Below are 16,680 nucleotides of genomic sequence, written 5' to 3'. Positions count from 1 at the left end.
GCCGGTGATCAGACGTACAGTCGCAGATCCCTCCTGTATTTTCTTAAAAAACGATCTAATACCCGACCGCTTTTCCGTCAAATGCCCGGGAATCGGCGGCGCCGTAAAGTAATCCCTCTTCCCGGTCGATATAGATGCCCATCGCACTACCCTGACCGCCGCGGAAGTACACTTCGTGCCCCATCATCTCGTACAACTTTTGACTATCGGGCGAAATCGCAAATTGTTCGAAAGAAGTGCGATCCGGCAGCCATTGGTGGTGAATGCGGCCGGCTTCGATCGCCTGTCCGATATTCATCCCGTGATCGATCGTATTGAGCACCACCTGCAGTACGGTATTGATGATGGTACGTCCTCCCGGGCTACCGATGGCCAGTACCGGCTTGCCGTCTTTGGCTACGATGGTCGGCGTCATACTCGACAGCATGTTCTTCCGGGGAGCTACAATATTGGGCGGCGTTCCGATCAGTCCGCGGCGGGTGGTCCGGCCGGGTATGGGGTTAAAATCCCCCATTTCATTATTGAGCAGAAAACCGGCTCCATCCACCACCAGACGCGAACCATAGCTATACTCCAGGGTGTAGGTGAGAGAAACTGTATTCCCTTCGCCGTCGACTACTGAAAAGTGCGTCGTTTCCTCACTTTCGTACATGGCCAGAGCCTTATTGAAGCGCGAAGAATCGCTTTCCGAAGCCCGGAACAGGTCGATCGTTTCCCGTAATTCTTTAGCGTACTCTTTGGACGTCAGCCGTTCGATCGGCATATCCGGGTTGAAAGCGGGATCGCCCAGGTGCTCGGCGCGGTCGGCGTAGGCACGGCGCATGGCTTCGGTAAGCACGTGCAGGTAAAGGGCCGAGTTGTGCCCCATTTCCTGAAGATTGAAACCCTCCAGAATGTTGAGCATCTCCACGATGGCTACCCCTCCCGAACTGGGCGGCGCCATGGCGTAAATATCGTAGCCCCGGTAGGTGCCGTGGATGGGCGCCTGTTCCACCGCTTCGTAGGCGGCCAGGTCCGTTTCGGTGATCATGCCCCCGTGTTTTTCCATGAAATCAGCAATGAGCCGGGCCGTTTTACCTTTGTAAAAACCATCGCGTCCTTCCTTCTGGATGCGCTTGAGCGTTTTGGCCAGATCGGGCTGCTTCCAGGTTTCGCCCGGCGTATATACGTCCTTACCGTTCTTCAAAAAAGCGGTTTTCGCCGCGGCGTACATCGGATCTTCCTCCTCCTGCAGGCCTTTCAGGAAACGCTGCATCGCCCAGGTAGAAGGGAATCCCTTTTCGGCCAGTTCGATAGCCGGCTGCAGTAATTCTTTCCAGGGTTTTTTACCCAACTTCTGGTGCGCCATCCAGAGACCGGCAACCGTTCCCGGTACGCCTACGGCCAGCGGTCCGGCGTGATTGGAGTTATTTTTGATCTCCCCGTTTTCGTCCAGGTACATTTCGGAATGGGCGGCCAGCGGGGCTCTTTCCCGGAAATTAAAAGACGTTACCGCACCGTCGTTGCCGTGGTAAACCAGAAAACCGCCACCACCGATGTTTCCGGCCGAGGGTAAGGTAACTGCCAGGGCAAATGCGGTCGCTACGGCCGCGTCTACCGCATTTCCTCCGTCTTCCAGAATGGCCTGGCCGACTTCTGAACCCAGATAGTGGCTGCTTACCACCATGCCGTTTTTGGCCGGAGCGGGTATTCTGCCACTCTGGGCCATCACCGGCGCTACTGCAAACTGAAACAGGCAAAACAGCAGTAACAGGATCCCGGAATGTCCTTTGGTATTTGAGTGAATAACAGAAGGTATAAGTGTTTGGTAGTGAGTGTGATTTTTCATCTGAAAATGCGTGCAATTGAAGGTTGTAAAATTGAAAAGACTCCGCTATCGGGTACTCAGTCGCCGCATTTGGCGGAAGGTCTTTTGATAAGTGGGAAGTAAATTAGTCAATTTCAGTGGGGCTGCAAGCCGATTGCGGGTAAAATTGGCGAGCGGAGGCTTGGGAAAAGCACTACCTGGGTGACTGGCTGCCGAAACACCGGTAGGAGGGAGGTTGCGTCGGGTTTGGCGGAGAATGCTTTTAAAGCGGATGTTAGGGGATAGTGCAGGGGAAACAAGAAGGCTGTTCCCCGGCACTATACGATTAGAACAGATGACTTATTTCCGTTCCCCCTTCAGCGGGAAGGTCCCGTCGTAGGATACCGCTTTTCCGCTTAGCTTATCACCGTCGATATTCAGGGTAACGGTGATCCGGGAATCTTCCAGGTACAGACTGAAATCAACTTTCTGGTCTTCCACGGTTACCTTATCGACGTTAAAGCTCATTTGCCCAATGGTCAGCACCACTTGGTATTCCCCTTCTACTTTTTTGATGGTGATCTCTCCTTTGGAATATTCGGGAGGGGTGCCGGAGGCTTCGTAGGCCCAGACGCCTTCCACATTTCCGGGAAGGGTCATCGCCTGGAAGGCAAAGAGCGCGGATAAGAGTAAACAAGTTTTGGTAATGGCAAGCAAAGCTTTCATAGAGAAAACAGTTTAGGCGTGAATGAATGATCTTGCTAATCTACGGTATTGGAACTGACATGGCAAGAAAGCGGCGTTAAAATGCAGTAGATAGGGGTGGTTGCCCGGTTGGTCGAAAAACTGGCCTGCGTCCTTGCGGAACCTCTGTAAATCGGCCGACAATTAGTATTATGCAGTACACCAAATTACTTTTACCGGCTTATGAAATTTCGTATCCTGCTCTACTGCCTGTTGCTCCACCTTCCGTCCTTTGCCCAAAGCTCCATTGATCCGCTGCTGGAAAAACTGCGGGAAAAAATGCACACCATTTACGATACCATTGACCGGGCCGGTGCCATTTTTGCCGTCGTTTTGCCGGATGGTACCTACGGAGCCGTTCCGGTCGGCTATGCAGATCAGGAGGCCGGTATCCCGATGACGGCCGAACACCGGATGCTCGGTGGTAGTACGGGCAAGATCTTCGTTTCCGCGGTGATCATGCAACAGGTCGAAAAAGGCGTACTGGATCTGGACCGCCCTGTCCGGGAATATCTGGGGCACTACGACTGGTACGCCCGCGTGCAGAATGCCGATCAACTTACCCTGAGGAATCTGCTGCGGCATTCATCGGGCATTTCCCGCTATGTCTTTGAAGAACAATTCCAGAAGGATGTCTTGCTCGATGCGGACCGGGTCTGGAAGCCGGCCGAACTACTGGCCTACGTGCTGGATAAAGATCCTCTTTTCGCTCCGGGGACCGATTTTGCCTATTCCGATACCAATTATATCCTGGCCGCTATGGTGCTGGAAGAAGTCACGGGTAAAAACATGTATAAACTCGTTCGGAAAAATGTACTTAAACCCTTCAAGCTGAAGCGGGTCAGCCCGCAGGTAGACCGCAAGGTCAAGGGCCTGGCCGTCGGTTACAGTGGCCCAGATGATCCGTTTTTTCCCGGTCGCACTGTTAAAAACGGAGTCTACCAGTACAACCTGCAATTCGAGTGGGCCGGCGGTGGTTTTGTGATGAACCCCCAGGATCTGGCCCGGGCCGGGAAACTGATCTACGAAGGCAAGGTATTCGATCCGGCACTGCTGGAAGATTTCTTCGACGGGGTGGATGCCAAACGCCTGGGCGGGCAGTGGGGGCTCGGGGTACACATCACCGACACGCCCTACGGGAAAGCTTACGGACACAGCGGGTTTTTCCCGGGCTACATTACCAATATGCAGTATTTTCCGGAAAAGGGAATCGCTATCGCTTATCAGACCAATACGTCGGATGCCGCCAACCGGGCCCTGTTCCTGGCCATGCGGGATCTGGTTAAACTGGTGATGGAATATTAGGAAAGGAGCCGGAGGTTCGGCCGCCCATGCGGCCGAACCTCCGGATGGATTATAGCGAATTCCGCAGGATCAGACGGAAGGGGTTTTCTACCTGTCCACCCTGCTTGTTGAGGATCAGATTGGCTGCGGTTTCACCGATCAGCTGGAAATCGGTAGATATAACCGAAATACCGTCGAGCAGCACTTCTTTCAGGGGATTCTCATTGTAGGAAAGGATGCCGATCTCCCGGCCTACCTGCAGTCCGGATGCTTTGATCTTTTTCACCAGACAGACCAGGTCGTCCTCCATCATGGTAATGTAGGCTTCCCCGCGGGCCAGCGGTTCCTTACTGATTTCCGGTACCAGTTTTCCCTTAAAATTGTAATCGATGCAGAAGCGTTGAAAACCTTTGATGATCTCCCGGGGCTGATAGGTCCAGCTGGGGAACAACAGTTTAATGGTCTGGTATTTGGCCAGCAGGTGATTTGCTTCGCAGAGGGCATCGTAGATGTTTTGTTCGAAATCCTGGTAGACACCGGCGTAGTTGCCCTGGATACCTTCGATGCGCTTATCCAGCAGGATTAGCTTGTTTTTGGGGATGCGGTTGATAATGTCCTTCGCAGAGTGATAGTGGGTGTAAAAATGGGGAATGATCACGTAGTAAGAGTAATTGTCAAAGTTACTGGACAGCAATTGCTCAAAGATCGTAAAGTCATTGTTGTACACGTGGAAATCGATCTCCGCCTGTTTGCCCAGTGTAGACACAAAGTGGTCATAAATGATCTTTTTGTGAGCGCTGAGCTTATTGAAGAGCAGGAATACCTTCATCTTATCCGTGTTGGCTGAAGGTTTTACAAAATACCCTTTACCCGGAATGGCTTCGATCAGGTTCTTTTTGCGCAATTCGCGATAGGCCTTTTCTACGGTGTCCCGGGAGACCTCCAGCACCGTACTCAGGTAATTGATCGAAGGCAGGCGTTCTTCCGTTGAAAGAGATTGACTTTTGATACCTCTACTCAGATTGAAGGCGAGCTGTTTGTACTTTGGAATTCGGGAGTTGGGGTGAATTTCGATAGTACTGATCATTGTAATTGCTTTTAGGTAATTATGGCAAAATTGGTTGTATAGGCTAAGCTATCCATAATCACTTCCGGCGGTGTCCTGTATCATTCCAAATATGTCCTGTATTGTTCCATGGCTCATAAAATAATAAATGGTGAAGCCTATTAATGTCCAAAGAAACTAAGGATTAACAGCCAGATGATGATACCTACGATCAGTAAAAAAAGGATCTCCTTAAAATAGTGAGAAGCTTTGCGCATGTAGAATAACATTCAGGTTCGTCTTTGGAAAGTAAATGCTTTATCCGGAAATCCTGTCCAGTAGTATCCTGTGAACAAATTCCGAATTTTAGCCGTACGTAAATGAGGGACAGGCCCCATTATGAGTTTGGGAAAGGAGGGCGGATCGATCTACACCTTCTTGAGCTGGGAAGGAGCTACCCCAAATTTTTTCTTAAACGCATTGTAAAAATAAGAGCGGGAATTAAAGCCCGTAGCGTGGATCACTTCGCTGACGGTGAGGTGATCTTCATTCAGTAGCTGGTAGGCTTTCCGTAATCGGTAATCCCGGATGAATTCGGAGGCGGACATCCCGGTCAGCGATTTTAACTTTCGGAATAACTGGGTGCGACTCACCCCGGACGCTTTGACCAGCTGCTCGATACCGAAAGTCTCTTCGGTGAGTTTGTTTTCGATCAGTTGATTGAGCGTTTGCAGAAATGCCTGATCGAGATCACTCAGCCCCTCCGGCAGTTGGTGGAGCGTGTATTCATTGAGAAACCTGCGGCGTAATTTTTCCCGGAAGCCGATCAGATTATTGATCCGAAGCAGCAATTCCTCGCGACTGAACGGTTTGGAAAGGTAGGCATCTGCCCCTTGTTTCAAGCCTTCCAGTTTTTGTTGTTGCTCGGCCAGCGCGGTGAGCAGGATCACCGGAATGTGACTGGTGCGCTGATCCGTCTTCAGCTTTTCACAGAACTCAAAGCCGTTCATATTCGGCATGATCACATCGCTGATCACCAGATCCGGTATATGCCGGATGGCCGCATCCAGCGCTTCCGCTCCGTCGGCAGCTTCAATGATCTTGTAGGTCGGATGCAGCTGCCGGACCACGTAAGAACGAATGTCGGCATTATCATCTACTACCAGTAATAAAGGCGGATCGGATTTTACCTTCTCCTTTTGGGTTTTTTCCGTCGCTTCGGCCTGTGGAACCAGGACCTCCGGAATTCCATTTACCTGGAAGCTCTTTTCGAGAACGACATCCGGGCGTTCGGCGGTGCTGAACTGGTTCTTTCCAACGGGGAAGCGGACGGTAAAGGTCGTACCTTCTCCTTTTTCGCTGTGCACCTGGATCTGCCCTTTGTGCAACCTGACCAGCAGCTTCACCAGGGACAGGCCAATGCCGGTACCTTTTTTCCGGGCACTCAGAGGCCCTTCCGCCTGGAAAAAGCGATTGAAAATGAAGGGTAGTTGGGCTTCCGGAATGCCAATCCCCGTATCTGCGACTTGCAAAACCAGATTTTCTGCGTCACCCTCAATGTCGATGGCTACGCTCACGGCGATGCTGCCCTTTTCGGTGAATTTTATCGCATTGGACAACAGATTATTCAGCACCTTATGCAGAATGTCCGAATCGTACCAGCAAAGATATTGAAGCTCATTGTCAAAACTCAGGTCCAACGCCAGCTGCTTTTGCTCCGCCAGTACCTGAAAGGTGTTGCAGATGCCCCGGATCTCTTCCTTGATCTCGCCTTCATTTACCCGCAGGCGGTATTGTCCGCTTTCCAGTTTGGCCGTATCCATCAGCTGGTTGATCAGCAGCAGCAACTGGTGGGCACTCATCTGCATGCGCCGGGAAAGCTTTTCAAACACCTGCTCGGGATCTTCCGCCTGGAGCAGGGCTTCCAGGTTGCCGAGCAGTAGGGTGAGCGGTGTCCGGAATTCATGGGACAAACTGGTGAAGAAACGCGCCTGGGCTTTATTGAGCTGATCGAGCTGCTGGGCCTTTTCTTTAATGATCCTGGCCTTGTGTTTTAGTTTTTCATTGGCGAGCTGGAGATCGGCGGCCTGGTGTTCGATCTCGGCCGTTTGCTTTTTCACTTCTTTCTCCAGCCACAGGTTACGCAACTGGATGCTGCGGATCCGCCAGCGGGAATAAAAAATCACAATGCCCAGCAGAAAGGATAGCAAGGCCAGACGGAACCAGCCGGTTTCCCAGAACGGCGGCCGGATGTAGATCTTCAGCACGGTAGGGGTTTCGCTCCAGATGCCGTCGTGATTGGCTGCCTTGGCTTTAAAGATCAGTTCCTCGCCACGGGGCAGGCCGGTATAGGAAGCTGTACGACCGGATACTACCTGATTCCACTTCGGATCGATCCCTTCGATCATGTACTTGTACTGGTTCTTTTCCGGCTGACTGTACCCAAGCGCCAGGAGTTCAAAACTGATGGCGGCATCTTTATAGGATAACTCTATGGATTTGGTTTCACTGATATGGCGGGAGAGAATGGAATGTTCACCCGGCACCACCGACTCGTTAAATATGCGCAGATCGGTGATCAGCAAACGCGGCGGATGGGGATTTTTTCCGACCAGGGAATCCGGATGGAAGACATTAAATCCGTTAACCCCACCGAAGAACAGCCGTCCGTCCGGAGTCTGATAACTGGAATTGGGCAAAAAGATCTCGTCCTGGATCCCGTCCAGACGATCAAAATTGCAGAAGGATTCCTTTTCCGGATTAAAGCGGGATAGCCCGTTGTTGGTGCCCAGCCAGATCATTCCGTTCAGGTCGATTTCCAGGCTACTGATGGTATTGTTCGGCAGCCCGTCGGCAATGGAGTAGTGTTTGTAATCACCGGTTGCAGGATCAAAATATTCCAGCCCGTTGCGACGGCCGATCCAGAACTTTCCATCCGCATCTTTCTCAAAAGTAATGACCGACGCCTGAAAAGCCGGATCAGCATCTCCGTACTCGTACAGTAACCGGAAGGTGTCGGTCTCAAGGCGGTAGATCTTATTTTTACAGATGGACCAAACGGTTCCATCCCGATCCAGGAGGACGCGGTAATAGTTATTGGCGTCATTGACCACTTCCGGAGTGAGAGATCGAAACTGTCCGTTTTCCGTATTTAGATGAAGCAGGTCCATGCCGCCGAGCCAGATATTGCGCGGATCCTTTACGATCATGGAACCCCGGAAATCGAATGTCGATTCTCTGACCTTGAAGCGTTTCATCTGACCGGTCCGGGCGTTAAAGTCATAAATGACGCCCTGGCTCATCACGTAAAAGTGGTGACCGTAGGCCTGTAAATTAGAGGCGCGACTACCGACAAGTGCGTTATCGTACCAGGGGTGGGTGAGGTAATTCAGCCACTTTCGGGATGCGCGATCGTAATAATTCAGCCCTTTGTTGATACTCATGACCATCCAGTTGCCACGCTCATCCTCGACCATACCCGCTACGAATTGTTCGCTGATACTATTGGGATTGGTGACCTCATGCCGGTAAAAAGTGAAGCGCCTTTCGTAAATATCCTGTTTGTACAGACCGTGATAAGAGGTCCAGATGATCCCTTCTTCGTCCTTGCCGAATACCTTCACATCACCGAATACCTGCTGATTATTGAGGTATATGGGCACGCGATCCAGCTTTTGGGTCGCTGGGTTCCACTGGTACACACCGCTCATACTGGCGTTGATCCAGATCTTACCGTTCATGGGGAAGATCCCCCAGGTGGAAGTTTCCAGATACTTGGTGTATTTCCCGGCACGGGGATCAAAGCGGTAAGTGCCCAGATGGGTGCCGAGCCAAAGTATACCCGATTCATCTTCGTAGATATCTACGATGGAATGTTCCTCACTCAGGCCCGGATAGTGGATGAATTTCCCGTTCTGATATTTGCTCAACCGACCATTCTGGTAACCCAGCCAGAAACCGTTACCGGTGTACTCACTCAGTGCGGTCACATCCTGGTGGAGCAATGCCTGTGGGTTTTCGGTGGTATCCAGCGGGAAACGGGAAAATCGCTTTTGCTCCCGGTCCAGTTTTCCGAAGCCCCCGAAGGTAGCGATCCAAACGGTATCCTGCGGATCTACCAGGATATCGGTTATGTACTCGCCGGGCAGCCGTCCGCTGTTGTTTTCCGGATCGGAAAAATGACGGAATCCATCCAGGATCGGGTCGTAGAGATTCAATCCTTTCTCTGTTCCGATCCAGATATTTCCTTCGTCGTCCTCGGCAATGTCGGTAATGTAATTTCCGGAGATCGAATTGCTGTCGCGTGGATCGGAATGGTAGGTGTGAAAACGGTAGCCGTCGTAGCGGTTCAGCCCGTCGATCGTACCGATCCAGATAAATCCTTTACTATCCTTCAGCAGGCAGCGGGTGGCATTCTCCGAAATGCGGTTTTCGGCGGGGGCGGGAAGAATATGGAGAGACGACTGTGCCAGGCCCATTGCAGTAGCGCAGAGGGAGCAGATGGTTGTTAAAATGGCAATCGGCTTGACAAGATTCATCTATATAAAGTTACAAATTCCTGACAAATGAGCGTAAGGGTCGAGCTAACAATTCCCGATTCCGGTTAAATTTTTTTTCTCCATTTAATGCTTTCGACCAGTAGGCTACATGATGCCCACCCATTCCAGAACCTCTACTTTGGATTTCGAAACGCTTGGTGATTCATGTGAAAAAGCGTCCTGGACGCCGGCATTCGGGCAGCGTGTTCGGACACGGGAATCTACTCCTTTTTGCCGGAATAATTTCCGGGCCGGAACGGCTTCAAAGCCAGCATTTTCACTGCTTAAGACCCCTGATTTCACCAGCACAGTACAGGATACATTTGATGCTGTATGCTTCTAATTTTAAAATTAAGAAGGACTATTCTTTCGAAGAATAAAATATAATTCTGAAACCTGCTGTCAAAATTAATAACACTCCATTTTATGAAAAAGAAAAAACAACTATTAATCCTATTCTTGTTAGCCAGTGTGCAATGGGCTTTTGCCCAGGACAGGACCATCACCGGATCGATTACCGATTCGGAAGGCCTGCCACTTATCGGGGCGACTATTATGGTGGGGGGGACCACCACGGGAACGGCCACAGATGCGGAAGGCAATTTCCGGCTGGATGTACCGCAGGGTACGGAGAAACTGATCGTCAGCTACACGGGTTACCTGGCGAAAGAAGTACCTGTGGGAGTCAGCAACATCATGAATATAAGGCTGGAAGAAGATATCGCCAGTCTGGATGAAGTGGTAGTGATCGGTTATGGGGAACGACGAAAAAAAGACCTGACGGGCTCCATCTCCACGGTTAGTTCCGAAGAGATCGAAAAAATACCCTACGCCTCACCGGAGTTCGCCCTGCAGGGGAATACGACCGGGGTACGGGTGGTCAATACCAGTGGGGACCCATCGGACGGCCCCAGTATTTTTGTACGCGGTATCGGTACCTTTAACGGGGAATCCCAACCGTTGTATGTAATTGACGGCCAGATCATTTCCCCGCCTACCGCCGTCAACCGGGACCTGATCGGTAACATCAACCTCTGGACCCTCATCAACCCGAATGATATTGAATCCATCTCCGTACTGAAGGATGCTTCAGCAGCTGCCATTTACGGAAGCCGGGCGGCGAACGGGGTAATCCTGATCACCACCAAAAAAGGTAAAAGGGGTAAACCTACGGTAGAACTGAACGTGCAGACCGGTTTCCAGAATATTCCCACTTATGATCTGTTGAACGTGAATCAGTTCGTTGAATTTGGCCGGGAAGTTTACACCAACAGCCTCAACCCGGATATCACTCTGGAGGAAGATCTGTACGGCCAGGCTCAGGACGATGAAGCTACCCGGTTGAGCAACTTCAGTCCGCAATACGATCCCAGCAGTCCTTACTATCTGGGGAACAGTCAGACCTACAACTGGCAGGACGATATGCTCAACCAAAACGCCCTCACTCAAAATTACAACGTGAAGGTTTCGGGCGCTTCCGAATCCGCAAACTATTTTGTGTCTCTGGGTTATGTGGATCAGGAAAGTGCCATCCGGGGAGACGATTTGGAGCGTTATAACCTGACCTCCAACGTGACGGCCGATATCGGTTCTTTTATGTCCGTAGGTCTGACCTACCGGGCAGCTTACCAGACTTCTTTCAATCAGGGTGTGGTTGACCTGATCGGCGCTGCCGAGGTACCGCCGTGGCAACCGCTTTACGATTCGCGCGGTCCACTCGGATACGCCCTGCCGTTCGACAACTATTTCGGGGGCAACGGCTGGAACCAGATCCGCCTTTACGGTACGGGTACCCGCAACAACTACCTGGGAAGCACCCAACTGGACGACAGCCGCTTCGAACTGTTGCGTAGTGTCGGTCAGGGATTCGTGGAGATCAAACCCTTTGCGGGCTTTTCGCTGCGCGGTGGTTTGAGCGTAGACTACGTATACCAGCAGAGAAGGAACTTTAGCAACATCGAAGCGTCGATCTTTGAGATCAACTCGCCCGATCCCGCTACGGTCGGTACGGGTAACTCCTTCGGTGGTTTGGGTTTCCGGACGAATAAGTTTATCAACTATCAGGCTGATTTCACGGCTACTTACAATAAGTCTTTCGGCCTGCACAATTTCAATCTGGTAGCCGGTATTCAGGATCAGTATTACAAGCGCTTCAACGAAGACCTGAGTACGGATAACCTGACTACCAATGATTTCGATCGGCTGTTTATTCCGAACGACCGGCCACAGGTTTCCGGCTTTTCCGGTCGCGATCAGAAATTCTGGTTCGGCTATGTTGGCCGTATGAGCTATAATTATGACTCCCGCTACTACCTGGATCTTTCCTACCGCCGGGATGCGAGTGCCGGTTTCCCCGAGGAAAACCGCTGGGGTAACTTTTATTCCGTATCCGGTGCCTGGAGGATCAGCAGTGAGCCCTTCATGCAGGGCCTGGATTTCATCGACGATCTGAAGATCCGAGGTGGCTGGGGACAGGCCGGTAATGACGAAGCGGTAGCCGGCGCCTACGCCTACCTGTCTGGCGTTAACAACCAGGGATCTTACGGACTGGGTTCCGGTAACGGCGATGCCTACGGTAACTATAATGTAACGGTAGCCCTGAACGACCTGCCCAACCGGGATATCACCTGGGAAACGGTAACGACCACCTACATCGGTTTTGATGCCTTGTTCTTCAACAACAAGCTTAACGCTACCGTAGAGGTCTTCGACCGGACCACCAACGATATCCTGCAGGAAGTAAACCTTCCGCTGACGGTTGGGGTGAATAACCCGTTCTTCAATGTGGGTTCCGTTCGCAATACCGGTGTCGACCTGTTGTTGGGATACAACAACCGCGTTGGTCAACTGACGTACAACATCTCCGGTAACATTTCTTTCCTGAAGAACGAAGTACTGGAACTGTACAACGATCAGCCGCTGACAACTTTTGCCTTCAACAGTGACGTGGGTGGCGGCTTCGGCCGCCTGGAAGAAGGTCGGTCCATCGGCCATATCTGGGGCTATGTACTGGGCGGCGTTTTCCAAAACCAGGGAGAGATCGATGCCTATTTCGCCCAGAACCCGGATGAGACTATCGGTGATCTGACCTTCGTGGCGCCCGGTGATATGTACTTCCTGGATGTGTACGGCAATCCAACCGAAACCGAACCATTTTACGCCGTCACGCCGGACGGAGTGATCAACGCTTTCGACCAGACCGAGATCGGTAAAACCATCCCCGGATATACCTACGGACTGAATTTCAACGCCCAGCTGAAGAACTTCGATCTGAGCCTGAATTTCTACGGGGAAGGCGATGTGGACAAAGTGGCCTCCTGGAAATTCGTTCTGGAGAACCTGTCGGGAGCCGGTACCAACCGCTCAGTATCTGTCCTGAATCGCTGGACCCCCAGTAATCCGTCCACCACCATGCCACGTGCGGTAGTTGGTGATCCGGCCGGAAACAATCGCCTCTCCACCCGTTTTGTGGAAAGTGCTGCCTTTTTCCGCCTGAATACCTGGCAATTGGGATATTCTCTTCCCCAAAGCCTGCTGGATCGCACCAATGTATTCTCCCGCTTCCGGCTCTATGTCGGCGGGCAGAACAACATCTACCTGACGCAATGGTCCGGTGTGGATCCGGTAAATGATCGCTATCCTTTACCCCGGAGTTTCTTCCTGGGAGCCAATGTCAGCTTCTAACGGAAGCCCGGGCTAAAGCAAACATTGTATAACGATCATAAAAAATAAAACATGAAAAATATACTTCAAAATAGATCCTTATTAATGACCCTGGGCGTATTGCTGGGTATAATGGCCTGCGATGTATCCCGACTGGATACGCCGCCCCTGGGGGTAACGGAAGATTCGTACTTCACTACCGAAGCCGAATTTGAAATGGCCCTGCTGAACGGTTACGCCAAGATGACCGACTGGTACTGGTACCACGGCGGATCGGGCAATATTCTGCACCGGCTCTGGCACCTGCCGGGTGATGATATCACGGAAGAGGCGGGTAACTTCGCTACCTTCGAACTCTTTTCCGGTATCACGCCCACCAACGGCTATGTGACGGAATTTTTTGACAAATCCTACGAACTGATCCAACGGGTTAATCTGATCATTGAAAAAACGACGGAGGCGGATCCTACGGCTTTTGACGATCCGGCTTTCCTGGATTACCACCGGGGAGAAGCGCTGTTCCTGCGGGCCATGACTTATTTTAAACTGTATAATATGTACGGAACGGCCCCATTGATCACGGAACGGCTTTCCAGCGAAAATACCAATACGCCACGCTCGGAAGGCGTGCAGCTCCTGGATCAGGTCATTGCCGACCTGCAGGAAGCGGCTCCCATCCTGCCGGACTCCTGGGATGATACCAACCGTGGCCGGGCCTTCAAAGCCTCTGCCTACGGCCTGTTGGTGAAAGCGCTGGTTTTCCGCGGGAATTACACCGGCAATGCAGCCGATTACACCGCTGCCATCCAGGCTTACAACAATATCACCGGAAGAATGCTTACTTCATCCTATACCGACAATTTCGACGCCCTGCAGGAGAACAACGAAGAATCTTTGTTTGAATTCCAGGCTTCCATCGCTCCGGGTCAGGACAACGTCTGGCTCTACAATGACGGCCCCTGGAGAGGGGTGGAAACGATGTCCACTTACTGGGGTTTCTTTACGGTAGCTAACAATCCGGCCAAGACCAATTTCGGCGGTACGACCTGGCGTGTCACCAACAAGATCTTCAATGCACATGGCGACGATCCCCGGATCGCGTACTTTACGGAAGAAGACCGCTCCTTCACCAAATACGGTAAGGTGGAACTCGACCAGTTATCTCAAAGCAACAAGCCGGCATCCGTCAATAATCCGAGAATACTGCGCTTTGCGGATGTGAAATTGCTGACGGCCGAAGCGATCCTTCGTTCCGGCGGCAGTAAGTCCGAAGCCATCGCTCTGATCAATGAAGTACGCAGCCGGGCGCGCGCCTGGAACGAAGCCAATGCGATCGTGGAGGACGCCAGTCTGCCCGCCGACCGCGATGTGGCCGAGACCAGCGACGCCACGATCCTCTCCTGGATCATGGACGAGCGCGTGATCGAACTCTGCGGTGAGGAATACGTGCGCTGGTGGGATCTCAAGCGCTGGGATGCTTCCGGAGACGTCAGTCTCAACGGCTGGACCGGTGGTGATCAACACTTCAGTACGGATCTTTCGGCCAACTTCCAGTTCGAATACCCGACTCACCTGTTGTTGCCAATCCCACAGACGGAAGTGGAACGCAATTCGGCCATTACCAGTAACAATCCCGGCTATTGATCGGCCCGGGCAGTATGTCAGGAACTAGAACTGGATGTATTCATGTAGATTACGAACTAATGAAATTTTCATCCATATTTCACTAAAGTTTATAAGCTTTTAGGTTCATAAACTGAACACTATGGGGCCACTTCATTCGGAGTGGCCTTTTTTTTGAAATGCCGGTTTAGAACCAACTTTTAGGTATTCGACTACGCCAATCGACCCGAAATCTCGTCTTCTGTAAGTTGAATCCGTATTAACTTTAATTAGGCAATAACAATATGAAAAACAAGAGTTTGAGAATGATCAGGACTTTTTGTCTGCTACTATTTTGGATACCGGCAACGCTGTTGCTGGCCCAGCCCAACAAAAAACTGGTGGAGGTGATCGTCAGCCCGGACCGGCTGGACTGGACCTACAAGCTGGAACAACGGGCCGATTTTAAAGTCAAGGTTCTGAAGAACGGTCAGCCGATCCCCGGTATTTCGGTCACTTATGAACTGGGGCCGGAACAGATGCCCCCCACTAAAGAAGGCAGCATGACCCTGAAGGACGGCGAAGGTACTATCGAGGGTGGGAGCATGCCGACAGGAGGTTTCCTCCGCTGTACGGTGCGCGCCGAATGGGAAGGTCGCACTTATTCAGGCTGGGGGACGGCCGGATTCGCCCCGGAAACGATCCGGCCCGTGGTGGAAATGCCCGATGATTTTGTGGAATTCTGGGAGGAAGGCAAAAAACAACTGGCGGCGATACCCATGGACGCCCAACTGACGCTCATGCCGGAATACTGCACGCCGAAGGTCGATGTCTACCACGTAAGCCTGCAAAACGTCACCCTGGTACCCTGGCGGGGCAACAGCCGTTTCTACGCTATGCTATCGGTACCGAAAGCGCCCGGTAAATATCCCGCCATACTGGGCGTGCCCGGTGCCGGCGTGCGTCCCTACTACCGGGATGATCGGGCGGAGGAAGGTTTCATCGTGCTCAAGGTGGGTATCCACGGTATACCTGTTAATCTCGATCCGGACGTCTACACCCAGTTGGGCCGCGCCGCGCTGGCCGGTTACCAGATCAATAAGCTGGATGATCTCGACCAGTACTACTACAAACGGGTTTACCTGGGCTGCGTCCGTGCGATCGATTTTATTTTCAGTATGCCCGAATTCGACGGGGAGAATCTGGCGGTAACCGGCGGTAGCCAGGGCGGCGCGCTTTCCATTGTGACGGCCGGTTTGGATAAACGAGTGAAATACCTGGCGGCATTCTACCCGGCTCTGTGCGATGTAACTGGTTATCTGGAAGGTCGCGCCGGAGGGTGGCCGCATATGTTCAAAAACGTCGATCTGGCGGAGCACCCCAACTGGAAAAAGGTGGCACCTTATTACGACGTGGTCAATTTTGCCAAACAACTGACCGTTCCGGGCTGGTATTCCTGGGGGTATAATGACAATGTTTGCCCACCGACCTCCATGTATGCCGCTTACAATTCCATCCAATCGCCGAAAGAACTGCACGTTTTTGCTGAAACGGCGCACTGGGCATTTCCCGAACAACACCAGGATGCAAATGCCTGGTTGTATGGTAAGTTGCGTGGTAAGAAGTAGTTGGTAAAAATCTGAATATCAAATGTTTAAGACTTTCTAAGTTTCAAAAACTTAGAAAGTCTATCTCTGGCCGCTGACCAGGATGCCAATGCCTTGGTCGTTTAATAATTGAGGTATTAGGAGCGACTGATAAAGCGCTAAATATCAATTGGTTAAGGCTTTCTAAGTTTCAAAAACTTAGAAAGCCTGTCTCGATTCAAATAATCAAGGACGTGGTGGTCATTTTGGCCGATGACCAGGATGCCAATGCTTTGGTTGTTTAATAATTGAGGGATTAGGAGTGGCTGATAAAGTTCTAAATATCAAATGGTTAAGACTTTCTAAGTTTCAAAAACTTAGAAAGTCTGCCTGATATCCCAATTTCCGTTACCCCCTAAAGAACTTCAAAAA

Annotated in this window: 8 protein-coding genes; 4 read left to right on the top strand and 4 right to left on the bottom strand. The window is 51.5% G+C overall.

Annotated features, from left to right (window positions below; all coding sequences use genetic code 11):
- Positions 1-55 precede the first annotated feature (55 nt).
- Complete coding sequence (gene ggt, locus CRP01_RS01675; RefSeq protein ID WP_222845636.1) at positions 56-1,828, bottom strand: gamma-glutamyltransferase; 1,773 nt, start codon at positions 1,826-1,828, stop codon at positions 56-58.
- Between the two features lie 318 nt (positions 1,829-2,146).
- The gene (locus tag CRP01_RS01670; protein ID WP_099148237.1) at positions 2,147-2,512 is read right to left on the bottom strand and encodes a hypothetical protein; all 366 of its coding nucleotides are present in this window, start codon (positions 2,510-2,512) and stop codon (positions 2,147-2,149) included.
- Positions 2,513-2,713: 201 nt separating this feature from the next.
- Here CRP01_RS01670 and CRP01_RS01665 point away from each other — a divergent pair, with 201 nt between their 5' ends.
- Positions 2,714-3,835: a serine hydrolase domain-containing protein gene (locus CRP01_RS01665; protein ID WP_099148236.1), complete on the top strand. Its 1,122-nt coding sequence runs from the start codon at positions 2,714-2,716 to the stop codon at positions 3,833-3,835.
- A 49-nt stretch (positions 3,836-3,884) separates the two neighbouring features.
- Here CRP01_RS01665 and CRP01_RS01660 read toward each other — a convergent pair whose 3' ends face one another.
- The gene (locus tag CRP01_RS01660) at positions 3,885-4,901 is read right to left on the bottom strand and encodes a GntR family transcriptional regulator (RefSeq protein ID WP_099148235.1); all 1,017 of its coding nucleotides are present in this window, start codon (positions 4,899-4,901) and stop codon (positions 3,885-3,887) included.
- A 386-nt stretch (positions 4,902-5,287) separates the two neighbouring features.
- The gene (locus tag CRP01_RS01655) at positions 5,288-9,397 is read right to left on the bottom strand and encodes an ATP-binding protein (RefSeq protein ID WP_099148234.1); all 4,110 of its coding nucleotides are present in this window, start codon (positions 9,395-9,397) and stop codon (positions 5,288-5,290) included.
- Between the two features lie 426 nt (positions 9,398-9,823).
- Here CRP01_RS01655 and CRP01_RS01645 point away from each other — a divergent pair, with 426 nt between their 5' ends.
- The 3 genes from CRP01_RS01645 (at position 9,824) to CRP01_RS01635 (ending at position 16,290) form a co-directional block, all read left to right on the top strand.
- On the top strand, positions 9,824-13,081 hold the full coding sequence (locus tag CRP01_RS01645; RefSeq protein ID WP_099148232.1) for a SusC/RagA family TonB-linked outer membrane protein: 3,258 nt from the start codon (positions 9,824-9,826) through the stop codon (positions 13,079-13,081).
- 51 nt (positions 13,082-13,132) lie between these two features.
- Positions 13,133-14,704, top strand: coding sequence for a RagB/SusD family nutrient uptake outer membrane protein (locus CRP01_RS01640; RefSeq protein ID WP_099148231.1), 1,572 nt, complete (start codon positions 13,133-13,135; stop codon positions 14,702-14,704).
- A 284-nt stretch (positions 14,705-14,988) separates the two neighbouring features.
- Complete coding sequence (locus CRP01_RS01635; protein WP_099148230.1) at positions 14,989-16,290, top strand: acetylxylan esterase; 1,302 nt, start codon at positions 14,989-14,991, stop codon at positions 16,288-16,290.
- Positions 16,291-16,680: the final 390 nt, after the last annotated feature.

Origin of the sequence: Flavilitoribacter nigricans DSM 23189 = NBRC 102662, from assembly GCF_002646595.1 — a bacterium.
GTDB classification, from domain to species: Bacteria; Bacteroidota; Bacteroidia; order Chitinophagales; family Saprospiraceae; genus Flavilitoribacter; species Flavilitoribacter nigricans.
This window is presented reverse-complemented; position numbering and strand designations above follow the sequence as displayed.